Raw genomic sequence first — 20,285 nt, 5'->3', positions numbered from 1 at the left:
TATGATATTTTCTGTTCCGGATTTGAATATATACCCCCACTTTAGGGTCGCCCCTATTAATGCGAAGTAGTCCACTCGTCCAAAAGGTCGAGAAGAATTCGACTACCAAAGAGAGCGGTAGGAGGAGTCCCATGCTAAGCGATCCCATTCACGTCAATATCATCGGCAGGAATGAAATTGTCCGGGAAGGGCTGAAGCGCATTCTTGCGGATCAGGACTTCTACGTAGATTGTGCTGTATCCTGCGTCGACGACCTGGATATGGAGAATGAACCGTCCGTCATTATTGTCGACGTGAATGACATCGATGAGGGTCTGTGCGTATGTGCCGACGTACGCGAGCGCTGTCCTGGACCGCGCATTGTGATCATGACCGATGGATACAGCATGGAGGATGTTTCCCGGGCGTTCGCGACCGGGGATGTCGACGGATATCTCGTGAAGGAGATTTCGTGCGATCCGCTGGCCGGCGCATTGCGCCTGACCGCCCTTGGCGAAAAGGTATTGCCGTCGCAGATCGCGAGCTCGCTCGCGAGTGCGCCCGCTGGCGCGATCTCGCGCTGCTGGGATACCGGCGCCAGCGGAACCAACCTGTCCGCGCGCGAGGTGGATATCCTGCGATGCCTGGTGGATGGTGAGCCCAACAAGGTGATCTCGCGCCGGCTGAACATCGCCGATGCGACGGTCAAGGTTCATATCAAGGCGATCCTGCGCAAGCTGCGCGTCCGCAATCGCACCCAGGCAGCGATCTGGGCAGTCAGCCGCGGACTGGCGGGCGAAGCACCGGCGGACACGGCTCTGCGGACACCGCTGCCCGTTCCCGGCGCATTGCCCCCGCAAAGAGTAGCAGACATGCAACTAGCCAGAGCGAATTGAAGATGATGTGGGCGATTCCGGCGCCGCTCACGCCTACCGCCGGGATCGCCAGATAGAGCGCGACGAAGAAGGCGATACCCGCCACGATCGCGACCCCCAGTACCTTTGGCTGCAATCCCATCGTCATCAGCGCCGGCCGCAGCGCGCTGCCCGCGAGGAACAGCAGCGCCGCAATGGACTGGACAATCAGCGGGGTGGCCGCGTCTTCGAACTCGGGTCCCGCGATAAGGCGAATGGCGAGATCGCCTGCGAAGACCGTGCCGACGACGAAGGCGACACCCACACAGAGCGTCAGCAGCTCAAGCTGCCGGATCGCGGTCACGAAGCCATGGAGGTCGCGCCGCGCCCATAGCCGGGCGAGGTCGGGAAAGACGACCTGCTGCAGCATCGCACCGGCCTTCATCGCGGCGAGCGTGAACTTGCGCACGAGCTGGTAGATGCCCGCGCCGATCGGTCCGGCAACGGCGCCGACAGCCAGGATATCAAGCTCCTGCGTACTCTTGCGCACCAGCACCGCACCGTTGGCGGAAAGGATGAACGCCCAGATCCCTTCGAAACTGCCGGTGTCGACGAGTGCACGGAAACGCGGGCGGACCCGGTACCCGCGGCGGAGGAGCTCACGCCACGCCATGGCCGCGAGGGTCACGCGCTGGAGACACGGCACCGCGATCGCGATCACCAGCAGTTCGGATATCGAACCGCCCAACGCCCAGACCAGCGCCACCGCAACCAGCCGAAGCACCGCAAGCGCGGGATCGACCCAGGCGATGAGCGCAAAGCGATCGAACAGGCGCAGGACGCCCGTCGGCGTCGACGAAATGCCGAACGCGACGGCGATGGTGTAGAAACCGGCCATTGCCCGCGCCTCGCCGCCCCACCCGATCCAGCCGCCGACGATCGGAATGGCAAGCAGTGCGATCGCGCCGGCGGCAAGCGCCCCAATGATGTCGAGCGCGATCCCGAACCCGACCAGTTCGGCAAAACGCGCCTCGTCCCCCGCTTCGAGCGCGGCGGCGCCGTAGCGGATCACGGCCTGCCAGGTCTCGAGACGAATGACCTGATCCATGAACCGGCCATAGGCTTCGACCATGGCGAGCAGACCGAGCAGCGCGGGGCCCAGCATGTGCGCCGTCAGCGCAAGCGTCACCATGCCGATCCCGATGGCTGCAGCGTTGCCGGAGGCAAGGTGCGCGATCTGCCGCAATGTCCAGCCGATGCGCGCCCGCCCCGTGCGACTGCTCGTTTCCATGGGAGCTACAATTCCCTTACCAGCGCAATCGATGTCGCGGGTCTGCCTTTCGGTGAAAGTGATTTCTAGGCGAGCAAGCGGAATAGCCCCACTGGGGTAGTGCATGTCCCCCCGGCGATACCCGAGACGAGTTTCCCGCACCGGCGCATACCCGCAATCGCTCCGCTTCCCCCTTCTGACCAATATCCGTGGAGCGCAGGCAGCCTAAGCTCGTCCGCCAGCCGCTGTGCCGGGGAGTTGAGCTGATGAACATGCAGGAACGGGCTTTGATGGAGATGCGTCCGGCTGAGGTCGCCGTGCCGCAACAAGCGTCGGGTGTCGATTTCCTGCGCGTCCTGCGCCGGCACCAGCGCCGGCTGATCATCACCGTCCTGGTCGTGATCGTGCTTGCGGCGCTGGCACTGCTGTTCATCGAGCCGCGCTATCAGGCGACTGCCGTGATGCGCGTCGATGTCGAAGAGTCGGTGCTGCAGACCGAGGATGAAACCGCCGCCTCGATCCGTGACGCGGAACTTCGGCGCGAGCACCAGATCGAAACGCAGATCCAGCTGCTCCAGTCGCGCCCGGTCGCCCGGCAGGTGGTGCGCGACCTTGCCCTGCATGACGACGCCGAATTCAACCCTGATGCAAATCCCGACAAGAAGACCAGATGGGGCCGCTTCCTGGATCGCCTGCGATTCTGGAGGGACGACACGGTGAAGACGACCCCCACGCCGGCCGGAGCCGTCTCCCCGCAGCTCGTCGAACGTACCACCGACCGGCTGCTCGAGGTTCTCGATGTCGGTCAGGACGGCCAATCCAGCTTCATCGACGTGACCGTGACATCGCGGCACCCCGACAAGGCCGCGCTGATCGCGAACAAGATCACACGGGTCTATGTGAAGACGCAGGTCGAGGAACGCCAGGCCGCGATCCGGCGGCGCATCCAGGCATTGGGAGAGCGCGTCGATGAACTTCGCGACCAGCTGGTCTCCACCGAACAGACGATCGCATCCTATCGCCGCTCGCACGGACTCGACGCCGGTGCAGGCAGCCAGGCCGATGCGGCGCAGATGGGACGCGCCGCGGCCGAACTTGCCGCAATCCGCGGGCAGCGCGCCGAAAGCGAACGGCGCAGCGGATCGGCGGGTCAGATCATGTCGCCGCTGCTCGCGGACCTGCGCAGCCAGCAAACGACGGCGCAACGCCGCCTGGGCGAGCTGACCACCCTCTATGGCAACGCGCACCCCGATGTTCTCAAGATTCGGGCCGAACTCGCGCAACTCGACGCCAGCATCAGCCGGGAATCGGGCCGGGTCGGCGCGCAGCTCGCCAACGAGGCCTCCGCGCAACGCTCACGCGAGGCGCAACTGGCGGGAGACCTGGCGTCGCTTCGCGCCCGGTCACTCAACGACATTTCAGAGGGCGTGCCGCTGGCCGACCTGGAGCGCAACGCGCAGGCGACGCAGACCGTCTATCTCGCGCTGCTCGGCCGGCTGAAGGAGATCACCCGCAACGAGAAGACCGTCAAGGCCGACGCCGAGATCGCATCGCCGGCGCTTCAACCGACGCAACCGAGCTTCCCGCGGCGCGCCCAGATCATGGGCGCCGCCGCCGCCGCTGCGCTCATTTTCGGCTTGATCATCGTCATGCTGAGCGAAGCGCTCGACACCCAGGTACGAAGCGCGGCGCAGGTCTGGGCGATCAGCGGACTGCCGACGCTCGGCATGATACCCGAGCTCGCAAAGGGCCGCCGCCGGATGCCGACCCATCTTCGGGTGATCGGGCAACCCTATTCGGTCTTCGCCGAGGCGATCCGGTCGGTCGAGACGCGGATGGGGCGCGATGCGACCCGTGCGACGGGCAATATCGTGCTCGTCACCTCCCCGCTTCCCGACGAAGGCAAGACCAGCGTGTCGATCGGGCTGGCGGCAGCGGCCGTCGCCCGCGGTCGCCGTGCCATCGTCGCCGACTTCGACCTGCGCCGGCCGGGACTTGCCGGCCTGCTCGAAGACACATCGGGCGAGAAGGATCTGCTCGACTATATCCGCGGCGACGCCGAGATCGACGACGTCATCTTCACCAGCAGCTCCACTCCGGCCGTGCACGGCGTCAAGGCGAACCGGCCGGCCCCGGACCCGGGAGCCGCGATCGCGTCGCCGCGCGTCGAGACCCTGTTCGCGATCCTGCGCGACCGCTACGACCTCATCGTTATCAACACCCCGCCCGTGCTGGCGGTGAGCGATGCGCAACAACTCGCGCGCTTCGCAGAGCAGAGCCTGCTCGTCCTGAGGTGGGGCCGGACCACGCCGGATCTGCTGCGGTCGGCGATCCTGCAGTTCGGCGAAGCATTGACCGGTGTGGTCTTCAACCGGGTACGCTACCGGAAGCACGCGCGGCTCGATTACGGAGACGGCATCCGTCAGTACCACCGCTATGCGCGCGACGATCAGTCCTACGCCCTGCTGCGCCACCCGCTCTTGCGGCTGCGCGGCCGCCGTACCGAGTTGGCCTGAGACGGATCGCCCGCGCAATGGCCAGACAAAGACCAAGAACCCCTGTGTGACGAGGCAGACCGTTGACCGCAAACCTGCGTGCGATAGGCGGAGAGCGGAACCAGGGCAGGAGCAGTTCGGACGAATTGCATCTGCTGGTGATCGATCCCCGATCCCTGACCCGCGACTGTCTGGTGGCGGCGCTGGAGGGTGCGCAGGGCGTCGCTTCGGTGACCGCCACCGGAAGCATTGAGGAAGCCGCGACGATCCTGCGCAGCATCGACGGGCGCACGGCGGCGCTGCTGAATCTTGCTTCGGACGCCTTCGACCACCAGACGCTTTCGAGCATGATCGCGCCGCTGCGCGAGCTGGCGCCAGGCAGCCTCCTGATCCTCACCACGCATATCGACGCCGAGCATGCCCGAACCGCGCTGCGCCTGGGGGTCGCCGGCCTGCTGAGCACCGAAATGTCGTTCGACCTGACCCTCGATGCGATCCGGATCGTCAGCCGCGGCTGGATCACCTACCCCGGGTCGGTGTTGGACCCATCCTTTATCGAGGCGATCACCCGATCGGCGGGCGCCCATCGCGGCCATGAGGAGATGCTCACCGGACGCCAGCGACAGGTCCTTGATGGCCTTTCCCGCGGCATGACCAACCGGCAGATCGCGAAGAGCCTGATGGTCACCGAGCGCACCGTGAAAGCGCATGTGAAGGAACTCATGCGCCGACTCGGCGCGAGCAATCGAACCCAGGTCGTCGCAATCGCGAACGCCTATCCCTAGGCGGAATCGATCGCCCGCTGCCTTGCAACCAAGTAATCATCGCCCCGACATGAACTAAAGTACATGCACTTTAGAACAATATCCCATATCCAAATAACCCACACCGAGCCGAATAGAGGCAAATTCGGGTTAGGATTCATTTTTTTTAAATCGATATCACGGTAGACGACAGCGCCACGATCTCAATCTCAAATACATATGACTATTTACTGAACATCGGGTCGCAACCGGCAGATATATATTGAATACTTCCAGTATTCAAACTGCAGAGTCGCGCCCAATGTTGATCAACAAGGGGCGCAAATCATGAAATTCTTCTCCAGGCGCGGAGCCGGGCTGGGCACGGTAGCCGCCATCGCATTGGCGGCCACCGCGATGGTCGCCGCGCGCGCCAACCCGATCACGCTTGGGGCCGGCGTAGAGCTGACCGCAAAGTTCCGCGTCATGGGCAGCGATCTTCAGACGGGCGTTGGCATGCAGGAGGGAGGTGCCATCGGCACGATCGTCGAGGGGCCGGTGATCCGCCTTGGAAAGCGCTGGTGGAAAGTCGATTTCGGCCAGGGCGTCGATGGCTGGGTGAATGAATCGCTCCTGCGGACGACCGGTGGGATCATCATCACACCAAGTCCGACGCCGGCCCCGACGCCGCCGCCAGTCGTCACGCCGACTCCTACGCCGCCGCCCTCGACAGGCGCGGCCGGCGCGTTCGCGAACCCCGACAATGGCGGCATCCCCGACCGGGCGCGCCACCCCCTCGCCTTCCCGACCGCGACGGGTTTCGGAAAACACACCAGCGTCCGCAGCCCCAATGCCGTGGTGTACAAGATCAACACGCTGGAGGACGTCGCCAATCCAGGCGACGGCAAGATCAGCTACCGGGAATGCGCGCTCGCGCTGCCGGTCACCAGCCCCTACAATATTCCGGCAAACCGCCCGCGCTACTGCGTCTTCGACGTCGCGGGTGCGATCATTCTCCAGTCGTCGGCGTTCATCACCCAGCCACAGATCTACATCGCCGGGCAGACGTCACCGGGCGGAATCGAGTTCAGGCTCGGCGACCTCTACAACCCGGTGGATTCGCTGATCGACACCCGCAATGGCGGCAACAACATGATCTTGCGCCATGTCCGCACGCGCACCGGTCCGCATGTCGGCCGGACGTCGGAGAATGGCGATCCGATCCGCATGTCCGGCACGCGGAACCAGATCATCGATCACGTCTCGACGATGTTCGGCACCGACGAAAGCCTCGACATGGCCTGCGTCGACTGCACCGTGCAATGGTCGATCATCGGACCGAACATCTGCCGCAATGCCGGCCACACCTCGTCGCTGCATTGCAAGACCTTCTTCCTCAAGCCCGCGTCGCGCGTGACGATCGCGCACAATCTCTCCCAGCATGGCGAGCAGCGCGGCATCAACATCGCGGTCGGCACCAATCCGGCGACGGCGGGGGCGACCGGCCAGGCGGATGTGGTCAACAACATCCTGTACGATTTCATCGCGGAAGCAGGGCTGGTCTCGAACCAGTTCGGCAGCGTCTACGCCAACTATGTCAATAACACCTACCTCCGCGGCCCGCGCTACAATGCCAGCGACGGCAACTATCTGATCGGACTCTACGGAAACGGCGCCCGCTATCCGTTCGGATTCAACATCTATTCCTCCGGCAACGTGACGCCGCGTACCCGGATCGCCGGCCAGTTCGGATCGACGACGACGGATCCGTTTCAGAACGCCGCCGGCTTCATCACGCACGTGACCCCCGGCTCAATCTGCGGCGTCACCAGCACCGGCGCACAGGATTGCAGCCGCACCGGTCTCGCCACGGTGCAGAACGCCGCCTATGCGCTGATGCCCGGCATGACCGAGCCCTCGTTCGACCCGACGCGTATCGCATCGGCCGAACAGGCCCTCAGGGATGTCCTCACCTTCGCCGGCGCCGATCTCTGTCGCGACGGCATCTGCCGCGACAATGTCGACCAGATGTATGTGGAGGATGTGCGCAGCTGCGACACCGCTCCCTACCTCTTCGCCACGAACTGGCCGTCGACCGTCGCTGAGGCAGGCGGCTGGGCACAGATCACTCCCGGTGCCGCCAGACGCGACAGCGACAATGACGGCATGCCCGACGACTGGGAAAGCCGGTTCACCAACACCAACCCCAATGTCTGGGACGCGAACAACGACGCGGATGGCGACGGCTATCCGAACATCGAGGAATATCTGAACGCGCTCGCCCAGGACGATGTCCGCTACTACGGCATGGTCGGCTTCGGAACGGGGCACGTGCCAGCCTATAATTGCGGAAGAGCGATGTTCTGACCCCGGCCGGGGCGCCACGCGCAAGCGCCCCGGCGGCTTCGCCCGGCCAGGACCGGCAAGTTCCGGCAAGTTCCAAAGAAGCGCGTGGCACGGACAAAGTCCGGACGCCCTTTGGGCAAATAGGTCGCAAGAGCAACAAGGATAGTACGGATTAGTACTTATTAACAGCTTGGTAGCATTCGTTAAAATCCCGATCCTGTGTCCGGTCGTTCCACTATGGCGATTCTGTATCGAAGGTTATCGTGCTCAATCCGCTCCTCACCAAGTTCGCTTGTAAAATGCCACTGGGGCAGGAGGAACGGGCAGCGCTTGCCGGGTTGGTACAGAGCAAAGCACGCCGACTGCCCGCGCGGCAGGATCTCTATGTCGAAGGCGACGCCATTTCGCCGATCCGCATCATCCTTGACGGCTGGGCATGCCGGTACGACCAACTCGCCGATGGCCGGAGGCAGATCGTCGAACTCTTCCTCCCCGGCGACATCCTGGGTCAGGATTGCCAGTTCGTGGAACGCCAGGATCATTCCGCCTGCTCGATCTCGGCGCTCTCCTATGCCCTGATACCCCGGAACGAACTCGACGCAGTGGCCCGGCAATTCCCGGCGATCGGGCAAGCGCTGCTCTGGGACTCCTCGGTCACTGCGGCGATCCACCGCCAATGGATCCGGTCGCTCGGAAGACTGAGTGCAACCCAGCGGATCGCGCATTTGTTCTGCGAATTGCTCTATCGCGCCGCACGCGCCGGGCTGGCACGAGGGACGACGTTCGACATGCCGATGGGACAGCGCGACCTCGGCGATGCGCGGGGCCTCAGCACCGTGCAGGTCAACCGGACGGTACAGTTGCTGCGATCGGCGGGATTGCTCGAATGGCGCCGCCGCGTGGTCGAGATTTCCGATCTGCCGCGCCTCTCCCGCATCGCGATGTTCCGGCCGCACTATCTCGAGCTCGGCCCGGACAGCGCGTTGCTGGCATCGCGTTGCGATCCGGGGCCAGAGGCGGACACGCCCCCCGCGCCCGAGGATCGCGATCTGCCCTTGTTCAGATAGCGGCAACGACCGGCGCGGCTGCCTGCGCCGCACCGGTTCTGGGCAGGTCGTGATAGCTGCAATACCAGTCCACAAAGGCAGCAACGCCCTTTGCGATCCCGGTGTTCGGTACATAATCGGTCAAGGCACGCAGGAGCGACGGGTCCGCGCTGGTCAGCGGCACATCCCCAGGCTGCATCGGCAGCAAGTTCAGCCGCGCGCGCTTCCCGACACAGGTCTCGACGGTTCGAATGAACTCCATGAGTTCGACCGGATGCCCCCCCGCGATGTTCACCGTGCGGTAGGGAGCGACGGGCGAGAGGCTGTCGACCACCCCTCTTTCCCTGATCGGCATCCCCTGTGCCGGCACGGCGTCGATCAGCCTGACGATCGCTTCGACCAGATCTTCGACATAGGTGAAGTCCCGCACCATCTGGCCGTTGCCATAGACCTCGATCGGGCGGCCGGCGCGAATGGCGCTGGTGAACCTGAACAGCGCCATATCGGGGCGTCCCCATGGCCCATAGACGGTGAAGAAACGGAACAGCGTGCTCGGGATCGCGAAGAGATGGGCATAGGCGTGCGCCATCGCCTCCATGCCCTTCTTGGTCGCGGCATAGAGGCTCACCGGATGATCGGCGCGGTCAGTCTCGCCGAACGGGATCGTCTCGTTCGCGCCATAGATCGACGAGGTCGATGCCATCAGCAGATGCCTCGGCCGCACTGCGCGCGCCAGCTCCAGGACCGCCCAGGAGCCGGTCAAATTGCTCGACACATAGGTTTCGGGCTCCTCGATCGAGTAGCGCACCCCGGCCTGTGCCGCGAGGTGCAGGATCACCGCGGGCGGCCGTGTCTCGGCCGCGCGCATCAGCGCGTCGCGGTCCTCAAGCCGAGCCTCGACGAAATGATAGCCCGGAAAGGCCCGAAGGATGGCGTTGCGCGCGTGCTTGAGCGCCGGGTCGTAATAGCTGGTGAGCGCATCGAAGCCGACCACGCGATGGCCGTCGGCGAGCAACCGCCGTGCCAGGTGGAAACCGATAAAGCCGGCGCTGCCCGTGATCAGGAATTGAGTCATTTCAAGACTCCGATTGCGACTCGATCCCGGCCGATGCGTAGCGGATCGCAGCCTGCACGTGCGGGGCGCATTGGAGGGAATGGCTGACCCTTGTTGGTGAGCAGGGGCGCACAGCGCAGCAGTGTTCCCGCGGCCGGCGATTTCGGCGTGTCGCTACTTCCGGACTACCCCGCCTTCCCCGCCCGCTCAGCGGGCTTGGCAATTCTCAGCGCCCTCCGGAACCGCCATGCTGGTCACGAACACAGAGCCGTCCAACGGAAGATATCATGCGTCCTACGCCGCCGCTGCTGCCAACACTCTCGCATCTCGAGCGGCTTGAGGCCGAGAGCATCCATATCCTGCGCGAGGTCGTTGCCCAGACGGAGCGTCCCGTCATGCTCTACTCGGCGGGCAAGGATTCGGCGGTCATGCTGCATCTGGCGCGCAAGGCCTTCTACCCGGCCACCCCGCCCTTCCCGCTCCTGCATGTCGACACGACCTGGAAGTTCCAGGCCATGTACGCCTACCGGGATCGTGCGGCCGCCGCGGCGGGCATGAAGCTGATCGTCCACCGGAACCCTGAAGCGCTCGCGCGGGGGATCAACCCGTTCGACCATGGCGAGCTCCACACCGAGATGTGGAAGACGCAGGGGCTGAAACAGGCGCTCGACGCGCACGGGTTCGACGCCGCGTTCGGCGGCGCTCGCCGCGACGAGGAAAAGAGCCGGGCCAAGGAACGGATCTTCAGCTTCCGCGACCGCGACCATCGCTGGAACCCGCGGGACCAGCGCCCCGAGCTGTGGCGGCTGTACAATGCCAGGATCGGCAAGGGTCAGAGCCTGCGCATCTTCCCCTTGTCCAACTGGACCGAACTCGACATCTGGCAATATATCCTCGCTGAAAATATCGAGATCGTTCCCCTCTATTTCGCGGCTCCCCGTCCGACCGTTGTGCGCGACGGCATGTTGCTGATGGTGGACGATGCGCGCTTTCCCCTCGCCGATCGCGAGGTGCCGGTGATGCGTTCGATCCGCTTCCGCACGCTTGGCTGCTACCCGCTCACCGGCGCGGTGGAGAGTAGCGCGACGACGCTTGCCGAACTGCTTCAGGAAACGCTGTCGGCGACGACCAGCGAGCGCCAGGGCCGCGCGATCGACCGGGAGAGCAGCATGAGCATGGAGCGCAAGAAGCAGGAAGGATATTTCTGATGGCCGAGCCCTATCGGGTAATCGCGTCGAACCTTGAAGACTGCCTTGCCCGCCGCCACGAGCGGTCGCTGCTGCGCTTTCTGACGTGCGGCTCGGTGGACGATGGCAAGTCCACGCTGATCGGCCGCCTGCTCTATGATGCGAAGCTGCTGCTCGAGGACCAGCGCGCTACCCTGGAAGCCGAAGCGCATGACACCGCGTCAGGGGGCAAGCGGATCGATTTCGCCAGCCTCCTCGACGGTCTCGCTGCGGAGCGCGAGCAAGGCATCACCATCGACGTCGCCTATCGCTTCTTCGCGACCGAGAAACGCAAGTTCATCGTCGCGGATACCCCGGGGCACGAACAATATACCCGCAACATGGTCACCGGCGCATCGACCGCCGACCTCGCCGTGATCCTGATCGATGCCCGCAAGGGCGTGCTGACCCAGACACGCCGCCATAGCTACATCGCCCACCTGCTCGGCATCCGCCACATCGCGCTCGCGGTGAACAAGATGGATCTGGTCGGTTACGAACAAGGCAAGTTCGAAGCCGTGATGACGGACTATGCCGACTTCGCACGGCGGATGGGTATCCCCGACTTCACGGCCATCCCCATCTCCGGCCGCAACGGAGACAATATCGTCACCAGATCCGAAGCGATGCCCTGGTACGCTGGCCCCACCCTGATCGAGCATCTTGAGACCGTGGAGGTCGATGTCGAAACCGATGCGGCGAAGCCGTTCCGCATGCCGGTGCAATGGGTCAACCGCGCCGATCAGGACTTCCGCGGGCTGGCCGGCACGATCCCCAGCGGCACCGTCCGCCCGAACGACCGGGTCCGCGTCCTGCCCTCGGGGAAGACGTCCCGCGTTCAACGAATCGTGACGTTGGACGGCGATCTTGAGCTTGCCCGCGCCGGACAGTCGGTGACGATCACACTGTCGGACGATATCGACTGCGCCCGCGGTGATGTCCTCGCCGCGGCAGACACGCCTCTACAGGTTTCCGACCAGTTCGAAGCGTCGCTCGTCTGGCTCGATGAGGCTCCCCTGCTCCCGGGGCGTCGCTATCTGCTGCAAACCGCGAGCGCTGCTGTCGGAGCGACAGTGACCCAGATCAAGCATGCGGTCGAACTCGAAACGCTGGGCAATGCCTGCGCACGCACGCTGGACTGCAACCAGATCGCGGTGGTCACGCTGCGGCTCGAGCGCGCCATTCCCTTCACCACCTATGCCGAATGTCACACGCTCGGCAGCTTCATCCTGATCGATCGCGAGCATCATCGTACCCTGGCGGGCGGAATGTTCCATTTCTCGCTGCGCCGCGCTGACAATGTCCACTGGCAGCCGCTCGAGATCCGCCGTGAGCAACGCGCCGCCATGAAGGCCCAGGCCCCAAGGGTTCTGTGGTTCACCGGCGTTTCGGGTGCGGGCAAATCGACCATCGCCAATCTGGTCGAGAAGAAGCTGCATGCGCTCGGCTATCACACCTTCCTGCTGGACGGGGACAATGTGCGGCACCGGCTGAACGGGGACCTCGGCTTTACCGATGCAGATCGCGTCGAGAATATCCGCCGTGTCGGAGAGGTCGCGGCCCTGATGGCGGATGCGGGCCTCATCGTGCTCGCCGCGTTCATCTCGCCCTTCCGCGCCGAGCGCGAAATGGTGCGTGCGATGGTTCCGGAGGGCGAGTTCGTGGAGATCTTCGTCGATACGCCGCTTGCCGATGCCGAAGCACGCGACGTCAAGGGACTCTATCGGAAGGCCCGACGCGGCGAGCTCGTCAACTTCACCGGTATCGATAGCCCGTACGAGCCTCCTCTGATGCCCGAACTGCATCTGGACACAACGCAATGTTCCGCAGACGAAGCCGCCGACCGGATACTGGCCGGCCTGTTTGCCTGAACGATCGCCGGCACGCGCGCGTTCAGGCGCGCTCCTCGCCCATGCCTGCCGCGAAGGCGATGCGCAGCGCTCCGGACAGACTGCGCGTCTGCAGTTTCACCATGATATTGGCCCGGTGAACCTCGACGGTGCGAGGCGAGATGCCGAGATAATAGGCGATGGTCTTGTTCGGATGACCTTGCGCAAGCCCCTCCAGCACCTCGCGCTCCCGCTCGCTCAGCACGCCGATCACCGTCTCGGCATCGGCCGCCCGATCCGCGACCTTGTTGTCCGCGGCAATCCGCTCGAACGCGCGGCGGATTGCGTCCACCAGCGTATCGGTCTCGAACGGTTTCTCGAGAAAGTCGATGGCGCCCGCCTTCATCGCCTTCACCGCCATGGCGATATCGCCATGGCCGGTCAGCATGATGACCGGCATCGTCACACCGCGCGCATTGAGCTTCTGCTGAACCTCCAGCCCGTCCATCTCGGGCATGCCGATGTCGAGCAGGATGCAACCCGTCTCGATATGACCGATGTGCTTGAGAAACCCGACTCCCGAGTCCCAGGTGCGCACGGCATAACCTGATGTCGTGAGGAAGAAACTTGCGCCGCGGCGGATGCTTTCCTCGTCATCGATGACGTGAACCAGAGGCCGGTCGGTCATTCGGATGTCTCCTTATCCGCGCGGATCAGCGTAAAGTGGAAGCGCGCGCCTCCCTCGGGCCGTTGCTCCATCCAGATCCGTCCTCCATTCGCCTCGACAATGGTGCGGCAGATCGACAGGCCGAGACCCAGGCCGTCGCACTTGGTGCTGTTGAAAGCGCTAAACAGATTTGCGGCGATCTCCGGGGCAACCCCTGGTCCCGTATCGGCCACGGTCACCCGCAGAAAGCCGTCCTCGTCGGGTTTGCTCGAAACGGTGAGCAGGCGTGCCGGCGACTGGCTCATCGCTTCCATCGCGTTACGCATCAGGTTGATAAGCACCTGCTGGATCTGGATCTTGTCGACCAGCACCCGGCGCACCGTCCGGTCGAGCTCGAACTGAGCCCGAATCCCCTTCTCGCGGGCATCGATCAGAGCAAGCTTCGAGGCCTCGTCGGCCAGCTTGACCAGATCGACGACCGACTTGTCGACATCGCCGCGCGCGACGAATTCGCGCAGGCGCCGGATGATCGCTCCCGCGCGCAGCACTTCCTCATAGGCGCCGTCCAGTCCCTTCTCGATCATGGCGCGGTCGCCGGCCTTGCCTTCGTGCACCAGGTTCCGGACGCCACGAACAAAGGTGGCGACCGCGGTGATCGGCTGGTTCAGCTCATGGGCAAGCGTCGAGGCCATGGTTCCCATTACGCTGACACGGCCGGCGTGAACGAGCTCAGAGCGCAGCTCGTTGACCCGCTGCTCGGCCGCCTGCTTCTCGGACAGATCGCGAATGAACCCGGTGAACACGCGCGCGCCGTCCGAGATCGCCTCGCCGACGGCGAGTTCGATCGGGAAAATGGTGCCGTCGCGCCGTTGTCCGGTCACCGTCCGTCCAATCCCGATGATGCGCTTCTCGCCCGTCGTGATGTGGCGCCTGATATAGTCACCGTGATGCTCGCTCTCGTGCGGAGGCATCAGGCAGCTGACATCTACGCCGATGACCTCTGCCTCCGTAAAGCCGAACAGCCGTTCGGCGGCAGCGCTGAACCAGAGGATCTTGCCTGTCTCGTTGATGACCACCATCGCATCGGGGACGGTCGCAAGGATCGAGCGAAGGTGCGAAGCGCTGGCAGCCAGCTTCTGCTCGGCGGCACGCTGCTCGGTCACGTCGCGGATGACCTTGCCAAATCCCTTGAGCTTGCCCCGCTTGTCGTGGAGCGCGGTGAGGGTGATGTGCGCGAGGAACTCCGAGCCGTTCTTGCGGACGCGCCAGTCTTCCTTCTCAAGCCGCCCCTCCTCGCGCGCACTGGCAAGATCGAGTTGCGGCCGGCCAACCGCGACCGTCTCCTCGGGGTAGAACAGCGCAAAGTGCCGGCCGACGACTTCCGCCTCGTTCCAGCCCAGCAGGCGCTCGGCCGCCTTGTTCCAGATCGTCACATTCCCGTGTGGATCGAGCATGTAGATGCCGTAACCGCTGGCCCCGTCGATCAGCAGGTTGAGTTCCTCGGCCAGTTGATCCGCACGCGCGGCACGGAGTTCGGCCCGTTTCTCGCTCTCCTGCGACTTGCGATGGAGGGAGCGGACATGCCCCGTGATCCAGATGATCAGGCCGGATGCAAGTGCGAAGACCAGCAGCGTCGGCGACAAGAGCTCGTCTGAGAACCACCCCAATGCCCGCACGGTGGCAATCGAGAGCACAGCGGAAACAACCGCCGGTCCGCGCCCGGCAAATGCACCGGTGGCAAGGACCGCGACACCGAAGAACAGGAAATATCCCCGTCCGGGCACCCAGGGGTCGAACGCAAGACGCACGAGTGCAGCAGCGGCCACGGCAACGATCGCCAATCCGTAGCCGAACCAGATGCGATCGCTGATGGACTTCCCTTCAGCTTTCATGCGGCCCCCGCCGGACAGTCGGGAACCGGCGCCACGATAGTCGCGTCCGCGCCAGTTCACCGGCCAGCAACTACCCCATAACATATGTCCGGAATCGAGCAAATTCCGTGACAAGACCAATCTGTCTCGGAATCGATCATTTACTTCCCCGCGCGGGTACCGTGCAGTGCCTCGAGTAGATTGGCGTCGGGAAACGGCTTGGGAAGGATTGCAGCAAATCCGGCACGAAGTGCAGCCCGACGCAGTTTTTGCGAATAGCTAGCAGTGATCAACACCGCTCGACCGCTCCATCCATAGAGTTGAAGAAGGTTCAGCGTCTCGACGCCGTCGGTCTCGGGCAGGATATAATCGATGACGAGGTGGCTCGCGCTGAGCGCCAGAGGGTCGGCGAATGCGCGAGCCGCGCTGGAAAAGGCCTGGACCTGATACCCCTGCCCGGTCAGCAGTAATTGCAGGCCGCGCCGCAGGGTATCATTGCCCTCGACTAACAGAAGACGCGGCGCAGACGCGCGCCGGGCGATCGAGTCCATAGGGTGTAAGGCCTTCAGTTGCTTAAGTAACCGGTTTCCGCACGCTCCAAAGACAACCGGACCGTCCCTCAGCTGCGGGTGGCCGAAAGCGATCGACCACGCCTGGATTCGAGTTGGATGCTCCCGGTGGCGGCAGGACCAGCATCGAAGTGCAGACAATGCAGAGTTGAGGGGAGCCCCCCGACCGCACATCTGTTCCGTTGCTGATCACTGCAATCGCACGCCCACTCTAAGCCGCCATCACGGCCGCGCGACTAGGAATAATACGTAGCAGCCCGCGCCCGTATCTGCCGAAGACAATGCCGACTGTCCGCCGCAACGGGCGGTTCATCGCGAATTGCGGGTTTCATGGCCGGCAGATCGTTGTGCATTGCCCGACGATCGGACGACCCAAATCCCGGAATTTGCTCAAAGAAGACTCTGCGTACTCGCCGCCGCGCGCATCTGCAGTCAGGTGCAGCGACACTGCCCTGTCCCTTTGGCCAACTAGTGGCGCCCCGGCTGCTCTTTTAGAAGCACTCCAATTTTGGGGCATCGGAGAGTTGTGGGTAAGTAAAATGGCAGGATCCGATCTGCGACGGGTTCGGCCCGTTCGGTTGCAAGCGGCGCTGACACTCGTCCTGCTTCTGGCCGGCTGTGACGGCGGAGGCGGAAGCGGCGGCACCGGCGGCGTCGTGACGCCCTCGCCCACCCCTCCTCCCGTAACCTCGCCTTCCCCGACGGCAACCGTCACGCTTACTGCGTCGCCCACGACGGTCGCGCCAGGCGCATCGACCACGCTCAGCTGGACCAGCTCTTCCGGCGCGACCAGCTGCACCGCCAGCGGCGGCGCGTCGTTCAGCGGCACCCAGCCCGCCAGCGGAAGCGTCACGGTCAGCCCGGGCGCAACAACCAACTACGTGCTGAGCTGCACCTTCGCCTCGGGCGCGGCCGCAGGTTCGGCGACCGTGACGGTACAGGGTTCGCAGCCGTCCGCTGGCGCCGCCGCCGCCTTCGCCAATCCCGACAATGGCGCAATTCCCGACCGCGCCCTGCACCCACTCGCCTTCCCCACTGCGATCGGATTCGGTCGCAATACCTCGGTCCGTGCAGCCAATGCCGTCGTCTACAAGATCGACACGCTCGACGACGTCGCCAACCCGAACGACGGGAAGATCAGCTATCGCGAGTGCGCGCTCGCGTTGGCCGTAAATACGCCCTACGCGATCCCCGCCGGGCGGCCGCGCTATTGCGTGTTCGACGTAGCCGGCGCGATCATCCTGCAATCACCGGCGCAGATCACCACGCCCAAAATCTATATCGCCGGCCAGACCTCACCGGGCGGGATCGAGTTCCGGCTCGGCGCCAACTACAATCCGGTGGATTCACTGATCGACACGCGGCGCGGCGGCGATCACATGATCCTGCGCCATGTCCGCACCCGGCTGGGCGAGCATCCCGGGCGGTCTTCGGACAATGGCGATCCGATCCGGCTGCAGGACACCAGCTACCAGATCATCGATCACGTCTCGACGATGTTCGGCACCGACGAGAGCCTCGATACCGCCTGCAACAACTGCACGATCCAGTGGTCGATCATCGGCCCCAATATCTGCCTGAATGCCGGGCACAGCTCGTCGTTGCACTGCAAGACCTTCTTCCTGAAGCCGGCCAACAACGTCACCGTTGCGCACAATCTGTCGCAGCATGGCGAGCAGCGCGGGATCAACCTCGCGGCTGGGACCAATCCGTCAACGGCGGGCAACACCGGCCAGGCCGATATCTTCAACAATGTGCTCTATCATTTCATCGCCGAGAGCGGGCTGCTCTCCAACCAGTTCGGCAGCGTCTATGCCAATTATGTCGGTAACGTCAGCCTGCGCGGGCCGCGCTACAACGCCAGCGACGGTAACTATCTGATCGGCCTCTACACGCCCGGCGGCGCGCTCAATTTCGGCTTCAACGTCTATGCGCGCGACAATGTGACGCCGCGCACGCGTATCGCGGGGCAGTTCGGATCGACCGTGACCGATCCCTTCGTCAATGCGGCGGGCTTCATCACCCACGTCGTGCCGACCACGATCTGCGCCGTCACGCCCGCGGGCGTCGCCGATTGCTCGCGCAGCGGGCTCAGCGTCGTGCAGGACAGCAGCTTTGCGATCGCGCCCGGACGATCGCTGATGTTCGACCCCGGCCAGATCACCTCCCCCGAACAGGCGATGCGCGACGTCATGGCCTATGCCGGCGCGGATCTGTGCCGCGACGGCGGGTGCCGCGACAATGTCGATGCGCTCTATGTCGATGATCTGCGCACCTGCGACAGCGCGCCCTATCTCTTCGCGTCGAGCTGGACTTCGACGGTGGCGCAGTCCGGTGGCTGGGCGAACCTGACCCAGGGCGCCGCCAAGACCGATACCGACAATGACGGCATGCCCGACGAGTGGGAGCGCCGCTTCACCAACACCAACCCCAATGTCTGGGATGCCAATGCCGATGCCGATGGCGACGGCTATCCCAATATCGAAGAGTATCTGAACGCCCTGGCGCAGGACGATGTGCGCTATTCGGGCTTCATCGGGTCGGGCACCGGCCGGGTTCCGGCCTATAATTGCGGCCGGGCGATGTATTGAGCGGGGAGCTCCGGGGCAGCGCCCCCCGGCCCGCATCGGCGGGCCGGGGGGATGAGATCACCCGGAGAGCGCCTATTCCTTGACCGGCGTCAGCGTCGGATACTTGATACCCAGTTGGTCGAGATAGGTCGGGTATTTGGCCGGATCGTAATAATATTTGCTGAGCTCAGGCCGCATCCGTTCCATCACCTCCTTGTTGAGATGGATCGCCGGCATGTCCGTAGCGGTCAGCACCGGATCATATTTCTGATCCTTGGTCTGGACGTCGCGGAAATAGGCCTTGGCGTCGGAGATGAGCTTGGGCGTGGTCATCGCATCGAGCACCGTCATCGCCACCGCCTTGGCGCCCGCAACCGCGCCCTTGTGCGCGACCGGCGTCGCCATCGCGATCGCCGCGGTGACGTTGTGACCGATCATGCTGGGGATGTTCGACGGGAAGCGGATCGTGATCGTCGGTACGGTCCACATGATATCGCCGATATCGTCCGATCCACCGCCGAGCGAGCGGCCGCGCGTTTCGGGGGTGGAAAGCGTATCGACCGTGGTCTTGAGCGGTTCGACCTTGAACTTCAGCCCCTCCTGCACCGCCTTGGTGAAGGCCTGGTCGTCGGCCGACCATTTGGGCATGCCGACCAGCTCGATATTCGCCTGCGCCGCCTCGGCCAGCGGCCGGTTGGCGTGGTTGGGCGCGGCATAGCCCAGGATGCGGCGGGTAACGGTGGTGCCGGTTGCCTTGGCCGCGGCCTCCGAAATCTCGTTGCCGGTTTCGAACAGCTTGCGAATCGAATCGAAATTCTGCTCGCGGAAATAATACCAGACCGTCGCTTCGCCCGGCACGATGTTGGGCTGGCTGCCGCCATTGGTGATGACATAGTGCGAGCGCTGGGTGAGCGGGAGATGCTCACGCCGCATGTTCCAGCCGATATTCATCAGCTCGACCCCGTCGAGCGCGCTGCGCCCGGCCCAGGGTGCGCCCGCGGAATGGCTGGTCAGGCCTTTGAAGTTGTACTCGACCGAGACCATGCCGTTATTGCCGGAATCGCCCCAGCTGGTGCCGAAGCTCGACGCGACATGGGTGAAGATCGAGACATCAACGTCCTTGAACAGCCCCGCGCGGACATAATAGGCCTTGGTCGCCAGCAGTTCCTCCGCGACCCCCGGCCACAGCATCAGCTTGCCCTTGATGTTGTTCTTGATCATCACGTCCTTGGTGGCGAGCGCCGCGGCGATGATCAGCGACATGCCGGCATTATGTCCCTCGCCATGGCCTGGAGCGCCGGGAATGATCGGCTTGATCTGGGGAACGCCCGGGACCTGCGACAGGCCGAGCAGGCCGTCCACGTCCGATCCCAGCGCCACCACCGGTCCGTCACCATTGCTCCAGGTCGCGGTCCATGCGCTGGGGATGCCGGCGACACCCTTCTCGATCTTGAAGCCGTTCTTCTCGAGGATCGCGGTCAGATATTCCATCGTCTGGAATTCCTGGAAACCCGGCTCCTGAAAGCTGAACACGGAATCGACCATTTCCTGCACCAGCTTGGCGCGGGCATCGACGCCGGCGGCGACCTCCTTCTTGAGCGCGCCCGATGCCTTGGCGTGCGCGCCGGCGATCGGCGTGGTGACGAGCAACGCGGCGACGAACGACTTCAACGCAAGTTTGGACATCATAAGGTCTGACATGGCATTCTCCCTGATCGAACGATGGTTCTGAATCGACGTTATGGAAACAAATCCACGGGAGGCAC

Annotated in this window: 14 protein-coding genes; 8 read left to right on the top strand and 6 right to left on the bottom strand. The window is 64.1% G+C overall.

Annotated features, from left to right (window positions below):
* The first annotated feature begins 131 nt into the window (after positions 1–131).
* On the top strand, positions 132–875 hold the full coding sequence (locus AC07TU_RS09995) for a LuxR C-terminal-related transcriptional regulator (RefSeq protein ID WP_495187761.1): 744 nt from the start codon (positions 132–134) through the stop codon (positions 873–875).
* On the opposite strand, the gene AC07TU_RS09990 is transcribed toward AC07TU_RS09995, so the two are convergent.
* The gene (locus tag AC07TU_RS09990; protein WP_495187760.1) at positions 757–2,124 is read right to left on the bottom strand and encodes a lipopolysaccharide biosynthesis protein; all 1,368 of its coding nucleotides are present in this window, start codon (positions 2,122–2,124) and stop codon (positions 757–759) included. The genes AC07TU_RS09995 and AC07TU_RS09990 overlap by 119 nt on opposite strands.
* Positions 2,125–2,369: 245 nt before the next feature.
* On the opposite strand from AC07TU_RS09990, the gene AC07TU_RS09985 reads away from it, so the two are divergent.
* From AC07TU_RS09985 to AC07TU_RS09970, 4 genes are all read left to right on the top strand, one after another.
* Positions 2,370–4,619, top strand: coding sequence for a GumC family protein (locus tag AC07TU_RS09985; RefSeq protein WP_495187759.1), 2,250 nt, complete (start codon positions 2,370–2,372; stop codon positions 4,617–4,619).
* A gap of 137 nt (positions 4,620–4,756) precedes the next feature.
* Positions 4,757–5,383, top strand: a complete 627-nt coding sequence (locus tag AC07TU_RS09980) for a response regulator transcription factor (RefSeq protein WP_495187758.1) — start codon at positions 4,757–4,759, stop codon at positions 5,381–5,383.
* 306 nt (positions 5,384–5,689) lie between these two features.
* On the top strand, positions 5,690–7,708 hold the full coding sequence (locus tag AC07TU_RS09975; protein WP_495187757.1) for a hypothetical protein: 2,019 nt from the start codon (positions 5,690–5,692) through the stop codon (positions 7,706–7,708).
* 242 nt (positions 7,709–7,950) lie between these two features.
* Entirely contained in the window at positions 7,951–8,754 is an 804-nt protein-coding gene (locus tag AC07TU_RS09970) for a Crp/Fnr family transcriptional regulator (RefSeq protein ID WP_495187756.1), read from the top strand.
* Here AC07TU_RS09970 and AC07TU_RS09965 read toward each other — a convergent pair.
* Positions 8,747–9,808: an NAD-dependent epimerase/dehydratase family protein gene (locus AC07TU_RS09965; RefSeq protein ID WP_495187755.1), complete on the bottom strand. Its 1,062-nt coding sequence runs from the start codon at positions 9,806–9,808 to the stop codon at positions 8,747–8,749. The two genes, AC07TU_RS09970 and AC07TU_RS09965, sit on opposite strands and share 8 nt — an antisense overlap.
* 266 nt (positions 9,809–10,074) lie before the next feature.
* Between AC07TU_RS09965 and cysD the strand changes: the two genes are divergently transcribed.
* Entirely contained in the window at positions 10,075–10,995 is a 921-nt protein-coding gene (cysD, locus tag AC07TU_RS09960) for a sulfate adenylyltransferase subunit CysD (protein ID WP_495187754.1), read from the top strand.
* A complete protein-coding gene (gene cysN, locus AC07TU_RS09955; protein WP_495187753.1) occupies positions 10,995–12,884 on the top strand; it encodes a sulfate adenylyltransferase subunit CysN in 1,890 nt (629 codons plus the stop codon). Before cysD ends, cysN begins: the two co-directional genes overlap by 1 nt.
* Before the next feature lie 22 nt (positions 12,885–12,906).
* Here cysN and AC07TU_RS09950 read toward each other — a convergent pair whose 3' ends face one another.
* The 3 genes from AC07TU_RS09950 to AC07TU_RS09940 all read right to left on the bottom strand — a co-directional run bounded on the left by AC07TU_RS09950 (position 12,907) and on the right by AC07TU_RS09940 (position 15,931).
* Positions 12,907–13,530, bottom strand: coding sequence for a response regulator transcription factor (locus tag AC07TU_RS09950; RefSeq protein WP_495187752.1), 624 nt, complete (start codon positions 13,528–13,530; stop codon positions 12,907–12,909).
* Entirely contained in the window at positions 13,527–15,401 is a 1,875-nt protein-coding gene (locus tag AC07TU_RS09945; protein WP_495188378.1) for a PAS domain S-box protein, read from the bottom strand. Before AC07TU_RS09945 ends, AC07TU_RS09950 begins: the two co-directional genes overlap by 4 nt.
* Positions 15,402–15,541: 140 nt before the next feature.
* Positions 15,542–15,931, bottom strand: a complete 390-nt coding sequence (locus AC07TU_RS09940; RefSeq protein WP_495187751.1) for a response regulator — start codon at positions 15,929–15,931, stop codon at positions 15,542–15,544.
* 557 nt (positions 15,932–16,488) lie between these two features.
* Here AC07TU_RS09940 and AC07TU_RS09935 point away from each other — a divergent pair.
* Positions 16,489–18,540 (top strand): hypothetical protein, encoded by a 2,052-nt coding sequence (locus AC07TU_RS09935; protein WP_495187750.1) that lies wholly within the window; start codon positions 16,489–16,491, stop codon positions 18,538–18,540.
* Positions 18,541–18,612: 72 nt separating this feature from the next.
* On the opposite strand, the gene AC07TU_RS09930 is transcribed toward AC07TU_RS09935, so the two are convergent.
* Entirely contained in the window at positions 18,613–20,220 is a 1,608-nt protein-coding gene (locus AC07TU_RS09930) for a peptidase dimerization domain-containing protein (RefSeq protein WP_495187749.1), read from the bottom strand.
* Positions 20,221–20,285 lie beyond the last annotated feature (65 nt).

Source organism: Sphingomonas sp. GW821-FHT03E12 (assembly GCF_059420685.1).
This window is presented reverse-complemented; position numbering and strand designations above follow the sequence as displayed.